The organism is Streptomyces sp. NPDC000134, assembly GCF_042899225.1.
GTDB lineage: Bacteria > Actinomycetota > Actinomycetes > Streptomycetales > Streptomycetaceae > Streptomyces.
Genome location: NZ_JBIAZN010000014.1, coordinates 91,823 through 108,207 on the forward strand (window position 1 = coordinate 91,823; position 16,385 = coordinate 108,207).

The window sequence follows — 16,385 nt, forward strand, 5'->3', positions numbered from 1 at the left end:
CGCGCACGGTCGGACGTCGCGTCCGCGGCGCTCGGCTCATCGGCGCGCCGGTCGGCGTGCGACGGGTCGGCGCCTGGGCGGCGCGCGTTCAGCCGGTGCCTGTCCGGCGCGCGGTGCGCCCGGATATCTGCAGGCGGTCGATGACGCCGGTGACCGGGTCGCGGTGGAAGCGGCCGCCTGGTTCGAGCCGGTCGGTGGACGGGTCCACGAGGTCGCAGGACAGGTCCGCGTAGCACACCAGCGGAATGGGGTAATCGCCGTCGACGGACAGGGTGGGCTTGCCGTCCCCGTCGAGCTTGACCGTGTACTCGATGCCCCCGTTGCGGTACGTACCGGCGCAGTCCGTGAGGGTCACGGCCGGTCCGTGGCGGGTGTCGGCGGACGGGCCGGTGGGCACGCGGATGCCGGTGACCCGGGCGAGTTCCGCGGTGATGTCGCGCCACAGGGCGGTGGCGGCGCCGGCGTTGCCGGTGAAGGCGACGACGATGCCGGTGCCGGGGTCGGCCCGCAGGTGGCAGGAGGTGCCCTGGGCGTTGCCGTCGTGGCCCCACCACTCCTGCCCGTCCTGCTGGAAGAGGGCGAGGCCCAGGCCCCAGGAGTCCGCCAGCGCACCGGCGTCGGCGGCCGGTTCGGGCCGGCGCATGCGGTCGGCGACGGCGGCCGGCAGCGCGGCCGACCGGCCGATCAGGGCCCTGCCCAGGGTGACCAGGTCCTCGGCGCTCGCCAGCAGGGCGCCGGCCGGGGCCTCCACCGGGGCGAGGTTCTGGTGGGCGGGACGCACCAGGCCGGTGGCCGTGTTGAGGGCGTGGCCGCTGGCGAGCGGCCGGGCGGGGGCGATGTCGCCGAGGAAGGCGGGGACGATGCCCAGGGGTTCCAGTACGAGTGCCGTCACCGCTTCCTGCCAGGTCATGCCCGTCACTTCGGACAGGATGCGGCCGGCCGCGACGTAACCGGCGTTGGAGTACGAGAATCCGGTGCCCGGCGCGAAGAGCGTGTTGCGGGCCGCCCAGACCGTGGAGAGGTAGCGGGCGGCGGTGGTGCCGAAGGCACTGTCGGAGTCGGGTCCGGTGGGGAGGCCGGCGGTGTGGCTCAGCAGGTGACGGACCGTCACGTCGGGCAGTTCGCGCGGCAGATCGGGCAGCAGGTCGCCGACGGGCTCGTCCAGGTGGATGTCGCCGTCGTCGGCCAGCAGCAGGACGGCCGTGGCGGTGGCGACCTTGGTGACGGAGCCCAGCGGGACGGCCGTCAGCTCGGTGAACGGGGTGCTCGCCAGGGCGTCGGCCGTGCCGGTGTGCAGGCTGATGAGGTGGGAACCGGTGTGGACGGCGAGTTGGGCGCCGGGCACGCGGTGGATGCGCGCGAGGGAGTCGAGGTGACCGCGCAGCTCTTCGTGCGAGGGGGCCGATGGCCGGTCTGTGGCCGGCGCGACTGTCGAGTAGGGCATGGGGACGTGGACTCCTGGTGAGAGCGGGTTCGGAAGAGCGGACGCACCGGCCCGCGGTGAGCGGTACGGGGAGGCGCGTCGACGTGCCTCAGGGCCTGGTGACGACGATCGGCAGGTGGCGTACGCCGACGATGACGGCCGGGTTCTGGTAAGTGACGTCGTCGTACGAGGGGACCGCGATGGTGGGGAAACGATCCATCATCATCTGCAGGGCGATACGCGCTTCCAGCCGGGCCAGGGGGGCGCCGAAGCAGAAGTGGATGCCGTGCCCGAAGGTCAGATGGGGGTTGGGATCGCGGGCGGGGTCGAAGACGTCCGGCGCGGTGAAGCGGGAGCGGTCGAGGTTGGCGGCGCCCAGGTGGACCATCAGCAGGGTGTCGGCCGGGATCTCATGGCCGCCGAGTTCCACGGTCCGGGTGGTGCGCCGGCCCAGCTCCGGGAAGGGCGGGAGCCAGCGCAGGACTTCCTCCACGGCGGCGGGCAGTCGGGCCGGGTCCTCCCGCAGCGCGGCGAACGTGCCGGGGTGCCGGTCGAAGGTGACCACGGCGTTGCCGAGCAGCGCGGTGGTGGTGATGTGCCCGGCGACCAGCAGCAGGGCGACGAAGCCGACGATCTCCTGGTCCTCCAGCCGCGTCCCGTCGACCTCGGCGGACAGGAGCCTGCTGGTCAGGTCGTCACCGGGGTCGGCCCGGCGGCGGCGGATGTGGTCCAGCACGTAGCCGTTCATCTCGCGCACGGTCGGGGCGATGGCCTCCAGCGCCCGTTCCAGGTCTGCCATGTCGAGGCTGTCGCCGAGCTGGTCGCCGCCGAAGAGGGTCGCGGCCCACTCCTGGAACAGCCGGTGGTCCTCGGCGGGGACACCGAGGAGTTCGGCGATCACGATGATCGGCAGGGGGTAGGCGAGGGTGTCGACCAGGTCGAAGCGGTCCCGGTCGGCGACACCGTCGAACAGCCGGGCGCAGATGGCCTCGATGCGCGGCCCGAGTCCGTGGACCACGCGGGGGGTGAACGCCTGGCTCACCAGGGCGCGGAGCTTGCGGTGCTCCGGCGGGTCCATGCCGACGAAGTTGCCCTGGGTGAAGGTCTCGAAGTCCTCCTGGGTCGGGGCGATCGGCGTCATGTCGGAGGAGTACGTCGCCGGGTCCGACAGGATCGCCGCGACGCCCTGGTGGTCCACGACGTGCCACTGCCGTCGCTCCTCGTCGTACGTCACGGGGCCCGCGTCGCGTAAGGACCGCCATCTCTCGGGTAACGCGTCGAGAGGTGATGCGGCCCCGGTCAGTTGTGAGCTTGTCACCGTTTCTCCTTGGGTGAGGACACGCGGGCCCGGCGGTGCGCCACCGGCTGTGCCGTGTCATCGGCCGCGGGCCGCGGCGGCCGTCACGGACCCGGCCGTCGGGTGGTGGCCCCGCGAGGTGGTGTCGCTTTGTGCCAGGTGGCCGGCCGGCGCGTGGCCCGGCCGGGTCGGCCGGCTGGGAGCGGCGGTCGGTCGCCGCCCGGACGTGGCCGGTCCGGCCGGTCAGCGGACCTGAGGGCGGGACGGGGACGGCGGGGCGGCGGTTCCGAGCGGTCCGGACGCCCGCCGGGCGGCGGACAGACCCGCACGTGCGCAGCCTGGCAACACGAGACCAGGACACCTTGCAGACACCACCACGTCCCCCCCAGTTCTCTCACGCAGCGGCCCTGCGCGAACTCCCCGGTCCCACGATGTACGTGTCAATAACGCGCTTCGACACAGTTCGTCCGGGCCGAGTGCGCCAACAGTTTTCACGTCGGGTCACCGGAAGGCAACCCCTCTAAATGGGAGCGGGTCGCCGTTCAACAACCCCCCAATGACCGCGTGTATCCCGCGGTTTCGCACTCAAACCCGGAGGAGCGGAAATTGGCGCGCGGCTCGGCATCCCGCCTGCCACCCCCGCTCCCGCCGTCCCGGCCGCACGCACCCGGCCGACCGCCCCCGACTCGGCCGGATCGGGGGATCGACAGCCGTGCCGTCCCCCGCCGACCGCCCTGCACGAGCAGGTCACGCCCTGCCGGAGCGCCGCCCCGGAATGCCAGCCGGTGGCACCGGGAGGAAGGGCCGGCCACGGCCGGCCCTGAAGAGGCGTCGGGTGACGTGCATTTTTCCGCCGGATGATGTAGCCGCGGATCATGCCGTCCCGCGGTCGCACTGATCATTCCGTCCAACTCCAAGTAGTACAAGAAGATGAATCGGTTTCGGCGCGGCGAGGAAAACGCTGCTGGTCGACCTGGAGACGAACACAAACGCTGTCAACTACCGCTCAGAAAACGATCTGAATCTCTTTCCACACGCTCAGATCCGACGGTAAGTGATCAATGTCGGTCGCTTTCCCGGCTCCTGCGCGGTAAAGACTCGGCAAGTGGCAGCAGAAGGGCCCCCACCCCGGATTCCGGACACTCGGGCGGCCGGGGCGAGCGGGTCGGCGCTCGACGATCCGTACCACGCCCACCACGCCCACCGGACGTGCGCCGAGCCGGCCTCGCGCCGGACCGGGACGGTCGCGGGGTCCGCGGCGCACGACCGCGCGGTTCCCGGTGCGGGGGGGGGCGCTCCGATGCCCGAGAGCGCCGTGGTGCGGGCCCCGGCTGTGCGACCGGGAAGCCGTGCGGTCTCTCGGCCGTGACGCGTCCCGTCGTGCCGGGCGGGCCCGGACCGTCGTCCGCTCGGTGCGGTGGGACCGCCGTTGAGCACGGGCGCGGTCGTGGTCGGGGCCCTCGCGGCCACCCGCCATGCGTCATGGCCATGAGGGCTCGTACACTGCCCTTGTCCTTCGAGGCGTTGCCCGTGCACACCGTCGATCCCGACGCCGGGCCGTCGCCGAACAGGGCGTCCTGACGGATGCTCGGACCCGCCCGCCCCCCTTTCGCTCCACGGGTACGTCCGAGTCTCTCCCCCCTCGTGAAAGGTGAACCACCATGGCCCTCGGGCTGCTTCGGCGTCGACGGCACCGGGCTGATGCCGCGCACGCGGCTCTCACGCTGCCCCTCCCGGCCGGCGCGGGCGCCGTCGGGCGTACGGTGCTGGACCCGGTCGACCAGCCGCTGGCCGGTGCCGAGGTCACGGTCACCGCGCTCGACACGCACCGGGTCGTCGCCCGCGGCACCACCGACCCCTACGGCCTGTTCCTGGCGGCGCTGCCGGCCGGGCGGTACAGCATGCTGGTCATCGCCGAGGGCCTGGAACCGCACCGCGAGAGCGTCGACATCACCGAGGGGGTCAGCGAGCCCCCGTCGACCGTCCGGCTCCAGCCCGCCCGGCAGCTCGCGCTCCCGCCCGCCGGCAACTGGGTGTTCGACCCGCCCCACACGGCGATCCGGTTCATCGCCAAGCATGTGGGCATGGCCCATGTGCACGGCCGTTTCGAGCGGTTCGACGGTGCCGTGCACATAGCCCCGGACATGTCGGGGTCGCGGGTGCAGGTGCGGATCGAGGCCGCCAGCATCACCACCGGCAACACCACCCGGGACAACCATCTGCGCTCCGCCGACTTCCTCGACGTGGAGCGCTACCCGTACATCGACTTCGTCAGCACGCGGTTCGCGTTCCGCGGCGGCAGCAAGTGGACCCTCAACGGCACCCTCACCATGCACGGCGTGACCCGCTCGGTCGCCCTGGACACCAGTTACCTGGGCACGGTCAACGGCGGCTACGGCGAGGAGCTGCGCTGCGCGGCCCTGGCGACGGCCGAGCTGCACCGCGAGGACTACACCCTCAACTGGCGTTCGATGCTGGCCCGGGGCATCGCGGTGGTCGGTCCGACCGTGCAGTTGGAACTGGACGTGCAGGCGATGTACCGCACGTCCGACACCCCGACGCCGCCGGAGTAGCCCTCCCCGGCCCGGCACGGCGGTCGTCTCACGCCGTTCCCCGCGCCGCCGCCCGGAACCGCAGCGGGGTACGGCCGTCGTGCCGGCGGAAGAACTTGCCGAAGTCGCCCGGATCGGCGAACCCGAGGTGCCGGGCCACGTCGGCGGCGCCGAGGTCGGTGTGGACCAGCAGCCGCTTGGCCTCCAGCACGATGCGCGCGTCGAGGTACGCCTTGGCGGTGGACCCGGTGGCGGCGAGGGTGGCGCGGGTGAGGGTACGGGTGCTGTAGCCGAGGGCCGCGGCGTAGTCGGCGACTCGGTGGGTGCGGGCGAAGTCCCGTTCCACGGCCGCCCGGAACCGCTCGAACGGGCCGTCCTGCCCGGCCGCCGCGACCGCCGCCGGGGGCGCCGCGCGGGTCAGGCGCAGCAGCAGCACCGAGAGCAGCGCCCGCAGCGCCTTGTTGTGCGCCTCCAGCGGCATCGCGCCCATGTCCGCGTACTCGGCGACGAGGTGTTCGCGGGCCAGGTCCACCAGGCGGGCCCGCGCGCCGTCCGGGACCACGGGTGCCGTCGCGTCGGGCGGGTCGTCGGGGACGAAGCCGGGGCGCCAGATCACGATGAGCCCGTCGGCGACCTCCCAGGGCCCCTCCGGCCCCGCCGCGTACTGGTGGACCTGCCCGGGGCGCACCCACAGCCAGCCGCCCGGCGGGACGGTGTGCCGGGTGAAGTCCACGGTGTGGTCCAGCGGGGGCGAGCCGGGGTGGACGTGGATGAGGTGGTGGAAGGACGGGCGCTGCGGCGCGGACAGGTCGATGCCCCGGCGCCGGCCGCGGGCCCGCAGCTCGGCGAAGTCGACCACGTCCATGCCGATCGGCGCGCTCAGCGCCGGCCGGAACGCCACCTCGGTGATCGTGACGGCGTCCCGTGCCATGTCTCCCGCACCCTTCGCACCTGACCGTTTCTGCCCATCGGTTGTCCTCAGCGTACCGCTCCTCGCCAGGAGTCTCTCCTAGCGTGAAGTGGAGACGGAGCGGGAAGTGACCGAAAAGGAGCAGGTGCCGTGCGGTTGATCGTGGCGATGACGGGGGCCACCGGCGCGCCCTTCGGGGTGAGGCTGCTGGAGCGCCTCGCCGACCTGCCGGACGTGCAGACGCATCTGGTCGCGAGCCGCTGGGCCCGGACCACCGTCGAGCTGGAGACCGGCCGCACCATGCGGGAGGTCGCCGCGCTCGCCGACGTGGCGCATCCGCCCGAGGACCAGGGCGCCACCATCTCCTCCGGTTCCTTCCGCACGGACGGCATGGTCGTCGTCCCCTGCTCCATGAAGACCCTCGCGGGCATCCGCGCCGGTTACGCGGACGGCCTGGTCGGCCGGGCGGCGGACGTGACGCTGAAGGAGCGCCGGCCGCTGGTGCTGGTGCCCCGGGAGACGCCGCTCAGCGAGATCCATCTGGAGAACATGCTCGCCCTGGCCCGCATGGGCGTGCGGATCGTCCCGCCTATGCCCGCCTTCTACAACCACCCGGCGACCGTCGAGGACATCGTGGAGCACATCGTCTCCCGCGTCCTGGACCAGCTCGGCCTGCCCGCCGACGGCGCCCGGCGCTGGGACGGCATGCGCGCCGCCCGCCTCGACGGCCCGCGCCGCGCCTCCTGACCCCGCGCGCCCGCGCGCCCCCGCGCCCCCGCGCCCCCGCACACAAGGAGACATCACCCCATGCCGTACGACGATCTGCGCTCGTTCCTGGACACGCTGGAGAAGGAGGGACAACTGCTGCGGATCACCGACGAGGTGCTCCCGGAGCCCGACATCGCGGCGGCGGCCAACGCCGCGGGCCGCATCGGCGAGGGCGCGCCCGCGCTCTGGTTCGACCGGGTGAAGGGCTTCACCGACGCCCGGATCGCCATGAACGTGCACGGCTCCTGGCGCAACCACGCCCTCGCCCTCGGGCTGCCGAAGGAGACCTCCCCGCGCGAGCAGGTCGAGGAGTTCGCCCGCCGCTGGGACGCCTTCCCGGTCGCCCCCGAGCGCCGCGCGCAGGCGCCCTGGACGGAGAACACCCTCACCGGTGACGACGTCGACCTCTTCCGCGTCCTGCCGCTGTTCCGCCTCAACGACGGCGACGGCGGCTTCTACCTCGACAAGGCGGCCGTGGTCTCCCGGGACCCCGCAGACCCGGACCACTTCGGCAAGCAGAACCTGGGCACGTACCGCATGGAGGTCATCGGGCGCGACCGGCTCGCCCTCCAGCCGGTGCCCGTGCACGACATCGCCCAGCACCTGCGCACCGCCGAGGAGAACGGCGAGGACCTGCCCGTCGCCATCACCCTCGGCAACGACCCGGTCGTCCCGATCGTCGCCGGGATGCCGCTGCGCTACGACCAGTCGGAGTACGAGATGGCGGGCGCCCTGCGCGGCGCCCCGATGCCCATCGCCACCGCCCCGCACACCGGCCTGGACGTCCCCTGGGGCGCCGAGGTGGTCATCGAGGGCGTCATCGAGTCCCGCAAGCGGCAGATCGAGGGCCCGTTCGGCGAGTTCACCGGCCACTACTCGGGCGGCCGGCGGATGCCGGTCATCCGTATCGAGCGGATCTCCTACCGCACCGACCCGGTCTTCGAGTCCCTCTACCTGGGCATGCCGTGGACCGAGTGCGACTACCTGGTCGGCCCGAACACCAGCGTGCCGCTGCTGAAGCAACTGCGCGCCGAGTTCCCCGAGGTGCGCGCCGTCAACGCGATGTACACGCACGGGCTGCTGGTCGTCATCTCCACGGCCAAGCGGTACGGCGGTTTCGCCAAGGCGGTCGGGATGCGCGCCATGACCACACCGCACGGCCTCGGGTACGTCTCCCAGGTCATCCTCGTCGACGAGGACGTGGACCCCTTCGACCTGCCGCAGGTGATGTGGGCGCAGTCCGCCAAGGTGAACCCGGAGGAGGACGTCGTCGTCATCCCGAACCTGTCGGTGGTCGAACTCGCCCCGGCCTCCCAGCCGGCCGGCGTCACCAGCAAGATGATCATCGACGCGACGACCCCGGTCGCCCCCGACGTGCGCGGCAACTTCGGCACCCCCGTCAAGGACCTGCCCGAGACCGCCGAGTGGGCCGCGCGGCTGCGCACCCTGCTCGCCGGCCGCTGAGCCCACCTTCTGGAAAGGACCGGAACATGTCTGCCCCGAACACCCCCGTCTGCCCCCGCTGCGCCGACGACGCCGTCACCACCGTCACCACCTCGCCCGTCCCCGGTGTCTGGGAGGTGCTCCAGTGCCCCCGCTGCCTCTACATGTGGCGGACCACGGAGCCCGAGCGGCGCACCAGCCGTGCGGCCTACCCCGCGCTGTTCCGGCTGACCGAGGAGGACATCGCCACCGCCTCGGAGGTGCCGGCGGTCCCCCCGCTGCGCACCCGCTGAGGCCGCCGCCCACCGGAGCCGGCGCCACCGGCCGACGCGGAACCTCGGCCGGAGCCGAGGCCGACCGCGCCGGACGCCCCGTCGACAGGGGTCCGGCCGGCGTGCCAGAATCGCCGCCATGACCACCCACTGGTTCGACTCGACGACGGGGCCGCTGTGTTGTCCCGGTCGAACCGGGTGCGAGCGCTCCGGCCGATAGCCGCCCGAGCGGACCGGCGTCCCTCTTTCGTGGACGCCGTGGAGCACATCTCACCTCATCTCACGTGACGCACCCACCCGGCACGCGCCGGCCGACGCCGTCCGCCGCCGCGTGCCGCCTGTTCGCCACCGGACGGAAAGAGAGGACTCCATGACCGTCACGGCCTCCGCACCGGCAGTGTTTCTCCGCGAAGCCCGCGTCCCCGGGGACGGCATCCACGAGGGGCGCCGCGTCCTGCGCCGGGTGCCCGAGGAGTGGGAGGAGCGGCCGTACGAACTCTTCCGGCTGGTCCCGCGGGCCCGCACGATCGGCGCCGAGATCCTGGGCGTCGACCTGTCGCGGCCGCTGACCGCGGCACTGCGCGCGGAACTCGACCGGGCGCTGCTGGAGTGGAAGGTGCTGTTCTTCCGTGCCCAGCACCTCACCTCCGACCAGCAGCGCGCCTTCGCCCGCGGCTGGGGCGGGCTGGAGACCAACCCGCTGCTGGCCACGGGGGCCGGTGAGGACATCGTCCGCTTCGACAAGGGCGATGCCGCCGCCCCGACGTTCGAGAACGTGTGGCACGCCGACGTCACCTTCCGGGAGCGTCCCGCGCTCGGTGCCGTCCTCCAGCTCCGCGAGGTCCCGCCGTCCGGCGGCGACACCCTGTGGGCGGACATGGCCGCCGCCTACGACAACCTGCCGCGCGAGGTGAAGGACCGGATCGACGGGGCCCGCGCGGTGCACGACTTCATTCCCGGGTTCGCCCGCTTCACCCCGCCGGAGCGGCTCGCCCCGTTTCAGGAGATGTTCCCGCCCGTGGAGCACCCCGTGGTGCGCACGCACCCCGGCACCGGGCGGCGCACGCTGTTCGTCAACGCCTCGTTCACCACCCGTGTCGTCGGCATGGACCGCGACGAGAGCGACCGGCTGCTGCGCTTCCTCTTCCAGCAGGCGCATGTCCCCGAGTACCAGGTGCGGTTCCGCTGGGAGCCCGGGGACATCGCCTTCTGGGACAACCGCGCCACCCAGCACTACGCGGTGAACGACTACGGCCCGCACCGCCGGGTCGCCGAGCGGGTCGCCATCGTCGGCGACCGGCCCTACTGACCGCGCAGGCCGCGCACCAGCTCCCTCGGCAGCCCGTGGGTGTCGTGCAGGTAGCGGTAGTCGTCCTCGCCGAGGGGCCCGCGGAACCGCGGCCGGTCCAGCACCCGCCGGCCGCGCTCCAGAAGCCGCCCGAACCGCCGTTCCTCGTCCAGCAGCACCTCCCGCACCGGTCCGGCGCCGGCCGACTGCCCGAAGCGGTCCAGGGTGTGGCCGATCAGCTCGACGGGCAGGTCGGCGAGGGTCCGTGACGGATCGTCACGCAGCAGGACGGTGAGCAGCCGCCGCACCAGCCGGCGCGGTACGTAGCCACGGCCGCTGTTGGCGGGCCGGACGCCGTCGCCGAGGACCACGACGGCGGCGCGCAGGTGGTCGCCGACCAGCCGGAACGACGGTTCGTCCAGGGGCCAGAGCGGCGGGACCAGGCGCCGCCAGGGCTCGAAGACGTCGCAGTCGAAGACCGAGTCCCGGCCCTGGAGGACGGCGGCCAGCCGCTCCAGGCCGAGGCCGGTGTCGACGTTGCGCTGCGGCAGCGGCATCAGCGAGCCGTCGTCGAGGCGGCGGTAGCGCATCGTCACGTGGTTCCACACCTCCACCCATCGTCCGTCGCGGGTGGGGGTGGACTCGGGCGGGGTGGTGCCGGTCCACAGGAAGATCTCCGAGTCCGGTCCGCAGGGTCCGGTGGGGCCGTTGTCCCACCAGTTGTCCTCGACGGTCCGCTCCACCGGGACACCGAGCCGTTCCCACAGGTCGAGGGAGGCGGTGTCGGGGCCGGTGCGGTCGTCGCCGCCGAAGACGGTGGCACACAGAAGCCGGGGATCGACGCCGAAGCCCTCGGTGAGCAGCCCGTACCCCCACTCCAGGCTGGTCGGGCCCTCGTAGTCGCCGAGCGACCAGGTGCCGAGCATCTCGAAGACGGTCAGATGGGTCCGGTCCCCGACCTCCTCCAGGTCGGTGGTGCGCAGACAGCGCTGAACGTTGACCAGCCGCCGCCCCAGCGGGTGCGGCCGGCCTTCGAGGTACGGGGTGAGCGGGTGCATCCCGGAGGTGGTGAACAGCACCGGGTCGCCGGGCGGCGGGAGCAGGGTCGAGCCGGTGACGCGGCGGTGGCCGCGCTGCTCGTAGTACTCGGTGAACGTGCGGACGATGCGCTGGGTGTCCATGGGGTGGCTCCTTCGCGGTCACAGCGGTGGAGGCACCGGAAGCCGGGTCCGCGCCGGGCCGGAACGGGGCGTGCACGCCACGGGTCCACCGGCGGGCCGTTTCCGGTCGCCGGGGAGAAGAGGGAAGGACGTCAGGCGGCGGCAACCGGCGAGCTGGTCGCTCGCGCGGTCGCGGTGAGGGTCCGGCCGGTGACGTTCATAGTCCGACGGTAACAGGGCGGACGGGGAGCGGGCACCCGCGTTTTCCGCGGGTGCCCGCCGTGCCCGGTCAGGTCGCGGGCGGGTTCCACAGGTCGCACTCGTGGCGCTCGGGGAAGGTGACCGGCGAGGTGATCGCCTCGGGCGCGAGCGTCTGGACCCGCGGATACGTGGGCCAGCGGGGCGCGTCGAGGGAGTAGGGGACGCCGGTGCGGGCGAAGGCGGTCCAGTAGTCCAGCATCCTGGCCGACAGGGCGTTCTGCTCGGGGGTGCCGGTGACGCCGCCGAAGACGTACCGGATCTCCGAGCCGTGCGGGGCGCCGATCGGGAAGCTGAGCGGGAGGTTCAGGTAGTCCATGGAGTGCCGGTCGGCGAACTCGTACTGGTAGGACCTGACGTAACGCCCCGCCAGGGCCGCCGTCCGGGACTGGGCGCAGGCGAACTGGGAGTCGGTGAGGATCGCGCCCAGCGCCTCGGCGGGCGTGCCGTACTCGGACAGCGGGTAGCGGGCCAGGACCGCGTCGGTCCGGTCGCCGTACAGCGCGCGGACCGCCGCCGGGTAGCCCGCCGCGGTGAGCTGCCGTCCGGCCAGGTCGTAGGTGGTGGCGACGGTGAAGTGGCCCTCGTCGGCGGTGGTGCCCTGCAGCACGGGGACGCGGTGGAAGCGGCCGCTCGCCAGCGCGTCCGTCACCTGCGCGGGGATGACCTCGCCGTCGACGTTGGGGACCCAGCGGGCGGTCGGGCTCTGCGCGGCGGTGAGCAGCCGGTCGGCGGGCAGGGCGCGCAGACAGGCGGTGTCGGCGCAGCCCAGGGAGTCCGCCCAGGCGGTGCCGTTCTGCTCCTGCGAGGCCCGGGTGGGCAGCGGGAAGCCGCAGCCGGACTGGGCGATGGCCCGGTCGAACAGGCCGAGGGCGCGCGGGGAGACGAGGTTCTGGCAGACGCTGCCGCCGCCGGCCGACTCGCCGAAGACGGTGACGTTGCCGGGGTCGCCGCCGAACGCGGCGGCGTTGTCCCGTACCCACTTCAGCGCGGCCTGCTGGTCGAGCAGCCCGTAGTTGCCGGAGACGCCCTCGGCGGACTCCCCCGTCAGACCGGGGTGGGCGAGGTACCCGAAGGCGCCGAGACGGTAGTTGAGGGTGACGACGATCACATCGCCTTCGGCGGCCAGGGTGCCGCCGTCGTAGAAGGTGCCGGAGCCGACGGTGAAGCCGCCGCCGTGCAGCCAGACCATCACCGGCCGCTTGTGGAGCGAACGCTGGGCCGGGGTGTGGACGTTGAGGTACAGGCAGTCCTCACTGGGGGTGCCGGGGCCGGCCAGGTTGCCCCACACGGTTTCCTGGACGCGCTGCATACAGGGGTTGCCGGGGCTGGTGGCGTCGCGGACGCCGGTCCAGCGCGCGGGCGCGGCCGGGGGGCGCCAGCGGCGCTCGCCGACCGGCGGGGCGGCGTAGGGGATACCGAGGTAGGAGTCGGCGCTCTCCCCCGCGGCTCCGCGCACCTGCCCGTACCGGGTGGTGACGGTGGGCCCGTCGGCCGCGGCGGCGGGGACGGACCAGAACATTCCAGCACAGAGCAGCAGGAGTACGCAGGACAGCAGCCCTGAATGGCGTGACCATGACATTCTGAAGGTCGCGGGATTTCGGGCGGACGCTACGGACATCGGCACCTCCGGGAGACGCACGGGACACGACGCCCGCAGTCTTCCGACGCCTCCCGCACCTGGCATCGGGTGAATCACCAGCCTCGGCCGGTCCGGGTGCGGAGAACACCGATGCCCGGCGCCCGGGAAGCGTGTGCTTCCGGGGCACCGGGCATCGGACTGTCACCGGTCAGGCGGGGGTGATGTTCTCCGCCTGCGGGCCCTTCTGGCCCTGGGTGATGTCGAACGTCACGGCCTGGCCTTCCTGCAGCTCACGGTAGCCATTGCCGTTGATGTTCGAGTAGTGCGCGAAGACATCGGGGCCGCCCCCGTCCTGCGCGATGAAGCCGAAGCCCTTTTCCGAGTTGAACCACTTGACGGTACCGCTGGCCATGCCTAGCCCTTTCGGTCAGTGTCGGACCCGCACCGCGCGGACCCGGAGGTGATCGTCTTGGTCTTCAGGCACTGCACAGCGAAAACGCCCGCACCGCGGCGCGGGCAGTACGGTCCAACCACGACATCTGCCTCTGACGCTACAGGGCGATGGGCAACCTCACCAGTGAAGTTCGCCGACAGATCAACCGGATACGATTTTCGTGAACCTCGGCGTGTCGATGTTGCCTCCGGAGGCGATCAGCCCTATGCGGCGCGGCAACCGCTCGATCCGCCCGGCCAGCAGCGCGGCCAGCGGGGTCGCGCCACTGGGTTCCAGCACGATCTTCAGCCGTTCGAAGGCGAACCGCATGGCGTGCGCGATCTCCTCGTCACCGACCAGCGCGATGGCGTCGACCAGGCGGCGGTTGATCGCGAAAGTGATCTCGCCGGGGGTGGCCAGGGCCTGGCCGTCGGCGATGGTGCGGGGCACGGGCACGGTGACGCGGTGCCCGGCGGCCAGGGAGCGCCGGGTGTCGTCGCCCGCCTCCGGCTCGACCCCGATCACCCGGACGGCGGGGTGCAGTGCCTTGGCGGCCGTCGCGCTGCCCGCGATGAGTCCGCCGCCGCCGACGGGTACGACCAGGGCGTCGAGTTCCCCGGTCTCCTCCAGCAGTTCCAGGGCGGCGGTGCCCTGGCCGGCGATGACGTCCGGGTGGTCGTAGGGCGGGATCAGGGCCAGGCCCCGGTCCGCGGCCAGGGCCTCGCCGAGGGCGGTGCGGTCCTCGGTGTAGCGGTCGTAGGTGACGATCTCGGCGCCGTACGCGGCGGTCGCCTCGCGCTTGGAGCGGGGGGCGTCCTCGGGCATCAGGATGACCGCGCCGGTGCCCAGTTCACGGGCGGCCAGCGCGACGGCCTGGGCGTGGTTGCCGGAGGAGTAGGCGGCGATGCCCTTGGCCCGCCGCGCGGCGGGGAGCAGGGCGGCGGCGTTGTAGGCGCCGCGGAACTTGAAGGCGCCGATCCGCTGGAAGTTCTCGCACTTGACGAAGACCTCCGCGCCGACCGCGGCGTCGAGGGTGCGGGAGGTGAGGACGGGGGTGCGGTGGGCGGTGCCCGCGAGGCGCGCGGCGGCGGCGCGGACGTCGTCGAAGGTCACGGCGGGGGCGGCGGCCATGGTCGGTCCCTCACTTGGTGTAGTTGTAGACGGTCGCCCGGGAGACGCCGAGCAGGTCGGCGATGGTCCGGGCGGCGTCGCGCGAGTCGAAGTAGCCGTCGTCGCGCAACTGGCGTACGAGCGCCCGCTTGGCCTCCCGGCTCAGCGACCGGGGGGTGCCGCCGCGCTCGGCGGCCCGGGACTCCACCGCCCGGCGCAGTTCGCGTGCGTTGCGATCGCGCAGGGTCTCCAGGGGCTCGGCGCGGTCGTCGGGATCGGTGGCGACGAGGCGGGACAGGGCGAGCGTGACGGGTGACAGCACGGAGACGTCGAGGTTCAGGCAGAGCGCCGCGATGTACTCGCCCGCCGGGTTCTTGATGCCGATCGAGGTGCTCTTGGCGGGGCGGCCGTCGGGGAAGCGGTTCGGGTAGTTCTGGATCACGCTCGGGTGATCCGGGTCGGCGATGCGGGCCAGTCCCAGTTCGGTCGCGGAGTCCCCGACCCGCCGTCCGGAGAGATTGTTCTCGATGACGCGGATGGCGTGGCCCGGGTCGCGCAGGTCGTGCAGGACCACTTCGCACAGGCCCGGGAACATCCGGCCGAGGGCGACCGCGATCTTCTCGGCTTCGCGAAGGAGATGGTCGTCGGTGGAGCGGTCCGAGTGTTCCATGGTGCTCCCGGGCTGCCTTCTGGACTCGAATTCCAGAACTGGACCCAAATGCTAAGCGGGGGGCGGCGGCGGTGTCCAGGACGGCCGCCGGGCTCACGGACGGGCCGGGCACCCGCGGGCGGGGAGTGACACGGCGCGGCTCACGGCGGCCGGTTCGGGTCGCCGCCGGTCAGCCGCCGGGGCGGGGAGTCCCCGGCGGTCAGGTGCTCCAGCGCCCCGACCAGTTCCTGGCACGCCTCCTCCACCGAGCGCCGGGTGTTGCGCTGTTCGGTGATCAGGGCGGACAGCAGGAGCGCGGTCAGGGCCATCGTCCCGTTGAACGCCTGGAGCTTCATCATCACCTCGACGTCCGACAGCCCCGCGAACGGCCCGGTCCCGTCCGTCGCCGCGACGGTGGCCATGACGGAGGCGAACAGGGCGCACAGCATGCTGCCCGCGAACCGGAACCGCAGGGCCGCCCAGGTCAGCAGCGGGAACACCAGGAACAGCACGCTGACGGAACTCCGCGTCGCCACGGGCACCAGGACGCCGGCGATCACGGTCAGCCCCGCGGCCTCCCCCCACCGCGCCGGCCGGGGCGGTGCCCGGCGCGCCCGGTACAGCAGGAGCAGCAGCGGGGTGACGATGACGACGCCCATCGCGTCCCCCACCCACCAGGCCAGCCAGACGAGCGGCAGCCCCGCCGCGTCGAGCTTGCCGGTCAGGACGAGCAGCCCGGTCCCGGCGGTGGCGCTGACCAGCATGCCGGTGAGCGCGCCCAGGAAGACCAGCAGGACCCCGTCGCGCAGCCTGCCCAGGTCGGTGCGGAAGCCGGACCTGCGCAGCATGAGGTAGGCGCACAGGGGCCCGGCGGTGTTGCCGAGGACGACACCGGCGGCGGAGGGCCCCAGCGGGCTGAGGGACACCACGACGAGGAAGGCGCCCAGGGCGATGCCCGGTACGCAGCGCGGTCCGAGGACCAGCAGACAGGCCAGGGCGACACCGGTGGGCGGCCAGACCGGGGTGACCACCGCGTCCTCGACGACGAGCCGGCGCAGCAGTCCCAGCCTGCCCGCCGCGTAGTAGCAGACCGCGACGGCCAGTGTCTCCAGGGCGAGGACGACGGGCCGGGGCCGTCCATGGATTCCCACCACAGCAGCCATGAGACACCGGCCCCGCCCGCTCGGCCAGGCGAACACCCCCGTCCGCCGGGGCCCGACCTCACCGCCCGCCCTTCCGC

The 16,385-nt window shown here is 72.9% G+C and carries 14 protein-coding genes; 5 read left to right on the top strand and 9 right to left on the bottom strand.

What is annotated here, in order from left to right:
* Positions 1 to 88: 88 nt before the first annotated feature.
* Together ACFY32_RS21750 and ACFY32_RS21755 are read right to left on the bottom strand one after the other, a co-directional pair.
* Positions 89 to 1,444 carry a serine hydrolase domain-containing protein gene (locus ACFY32_RS21750; RefSeq protein WP_390675006.1) on the bottom strand — a complete coding sequence of 452 codons (1,356 nt, stop codon included), beginning with the start codon at positions 1,442 to 1,444 and terminating at the stop codon, positions 89 to 91.
* Positions 1,445 to 1,532: 88 nt separating this feature from the next.
* The gene (locus ACFY32_RS21755; protein WP_390675007.1) at positions 1,533 to 2,657 is read right to left on the bottom strand and encodes a cytochrome P450; all 1,125 of its coding nucleotides are present in this window, start codon (positions 2,655 to 2,657) and stop codon (positions 1,533 to 1,535) included.
* Between the two features lie 1,724 nt (positions 2,658 to 4,381).
* On the opposite strand from ACFY32_RS21755, the gene ACFY32_RS21760 reads away from it, so the two are divergent.
* Positions 4,382 to 5,293 carry a YceI family protein gene (locus ACFY32_RS21760; RefSeq protein WP_390675008.1) on the top strand — a complete coding sequence of 304 codons (912 nt, stop codon included), beginning with the start codon at positions 4,382 to 4,384 and terminating at the stop codon, positions 5,291 to 5,293.
* Positions 5,294 to 5,321: 28 nt separating this feature from the next.
* Here the strand turns inward: ACFY32_RS21760 and ACFY32_RS21765 are convergent, their stop codons facing one another.
* Positions 5,322 to 6,203 carry an AraC family transcriptional regulator gene (locus ACFY32_RS21765; protein WP_359195330.1) on the bottom strand — a complete coding sequence of 294 codons (882 nt, stop codon included), beginning with the start codon at positions 6,201 to 6,203 and terminating at the stop codon, positions 5,322 to 5,324.
* Positions 6,204 to 6,332: 129 nt separating this feature from the next.
* On the opposite strand from ACFY32_RS21765, the gene ACFY32_RS21770 reads away from it, so the two are divergent.
* The 4 genes from ACFY32_RS21770 (at position 6,333) to ACFY32_RS21785 (ending at position 9,974) form a co-directional block, all read left to right on the top strand.
* Positions 6,333 to 6,929, top strand: coding sequence for a non-oxidative hydroxyarylic acid decarboxylases subunit B (locus tag ACFY32_RS21770; RefSeq protein WP_390675009.1), 597 nt, complete (start codon positions 6,333 to 6,335; stop codon positions 6,927 to 6,929).
* 60 nt (positions 6,930 to 6,989) lie between these two features.
* On the top strand, positions 6,990 to 8,414 hold the full coding sequence (locus tag ACFY32_RS21775) for a non-oxidative hydroxyarylic acid decarboxylases subunit C (protein WP_390675010.1): 1,425 nt from the start codon (positions 6,990 to 6,992) through the stop codon (positions 8,412 to 8,414).
* Positions 8,415 to 8,440: 26 nt separating this feature from the next.
* Positions 8,441 to 8,686, top strand: coding sequence for a non-oxidative hydroxyarylic acid decarboxylases subunit D (locus ACFY32_RS21780; RefSeq protein ID WP_390675011.1), 246 nt, complete (start codon positions 8,441 to 8,443; stop codon positions 8,684 to 8,686).
* A gap of 349 nt (positions 8,687 to 9,035) precedes the next feature.
* On the top strand, positions 9,036 to 9,974 hold the full coding sequence (locus ACFY32_RS21785; protein WP_390675012.1) for a TauD/TfdA dioxygenase family protein: 939 nt from the start codon (positions 9,036 to 9,038) through the stop codon (positions 9,972 to 9,974).
* Here ACFY32_RS21785 and ACFY32_RS21790 read toward each other — a convergent pair.
* The 6 genes from ACFY32_RS21790 to ACFY32_RS21815 form a co-directional block, all read right to left on the bottom strand.
* Positions 9,968 to 11,134, bottom strand: a complete 1,167-nt coding sequence (locus ACFY32_RS21790; protein WP_390675013.1) for an alanine--tRNA ligase-related protein — start codon at positions 11,132 to 11,134, stop codon at positions 9,968 to 9,970. The two genes, ACFY32_RS21785 and ACFY32_RS21790, sit on opposite strands and share 7 nt — an antisense overlap.
* 268 nt (positions 11,135 to 11,402) lie before the next feature.
* Positions 11,403 to 12,953 (bottom strand): carboxylesterase/lipase family protein, encoded by a 1,551-nt coding sequence (locus tag ACFY32_RS21795; RefSeq protein WP_390675014.1) that lies wholly within the window; start codon positions 12,951 to 12,953, stop codon positions 11,403 to 11,405.
* Between the two features lie 208 nt (positions 12,954 to 13,161).
* Complete coding sequence (locus ACFY32_RS21800) at positions 13,162 to 13,365, bottom strand: cold-shock protein (protein ID WP_190203608.1); 204 nt, start codon at positions 13,363 to 13,365, stop codon at positions 13,162 to 13,164.
* Between the two features lie 183 nt (positions 13,366 to 13,548).
* Positions 13,549 to 14,517: a threo-3-hydroxy-L-aspartate ammonia-lyase gene (locus ACFY32_RS21805; protein WP_359195313.1), complete on the bottom strand. Its 969-nt coding sequence runs from the start codon at positions 14,515 to 14,517 to the stop codon at positions 13,549 to 13,551.
* A gap of 10 nt (positions 14,518 to 14,527) precedes the next feature.
* Positions 14,528 to 15,166 carry a PAS domain-containing protein gene (locus ACFY32_RS21810; protein WP_359195310.1) on the bottom strand — a complete coding sequence of 213 codons (639 nt, stop codon included), beginning with the start codon at positions 15,164 to 15,166 and terminating at the stop codon, positions 14,528 to 14,530.
* Between the two features lie 140 nt (positions 15,167 to 15,306).
* Positions 15,307 to 16,308, bottom strand: a complete 1,002-nt coding sequence (locus ACFY32_RS21815; protein WP_359195306.1) for an MASE1 domain-containing protein — start codon at positions 16,306 to 16,308, stop codon at positions 15,307 to 15,309.
* Positions 16,309 to 16,385 lie beyond the last annotated feature (77 nt).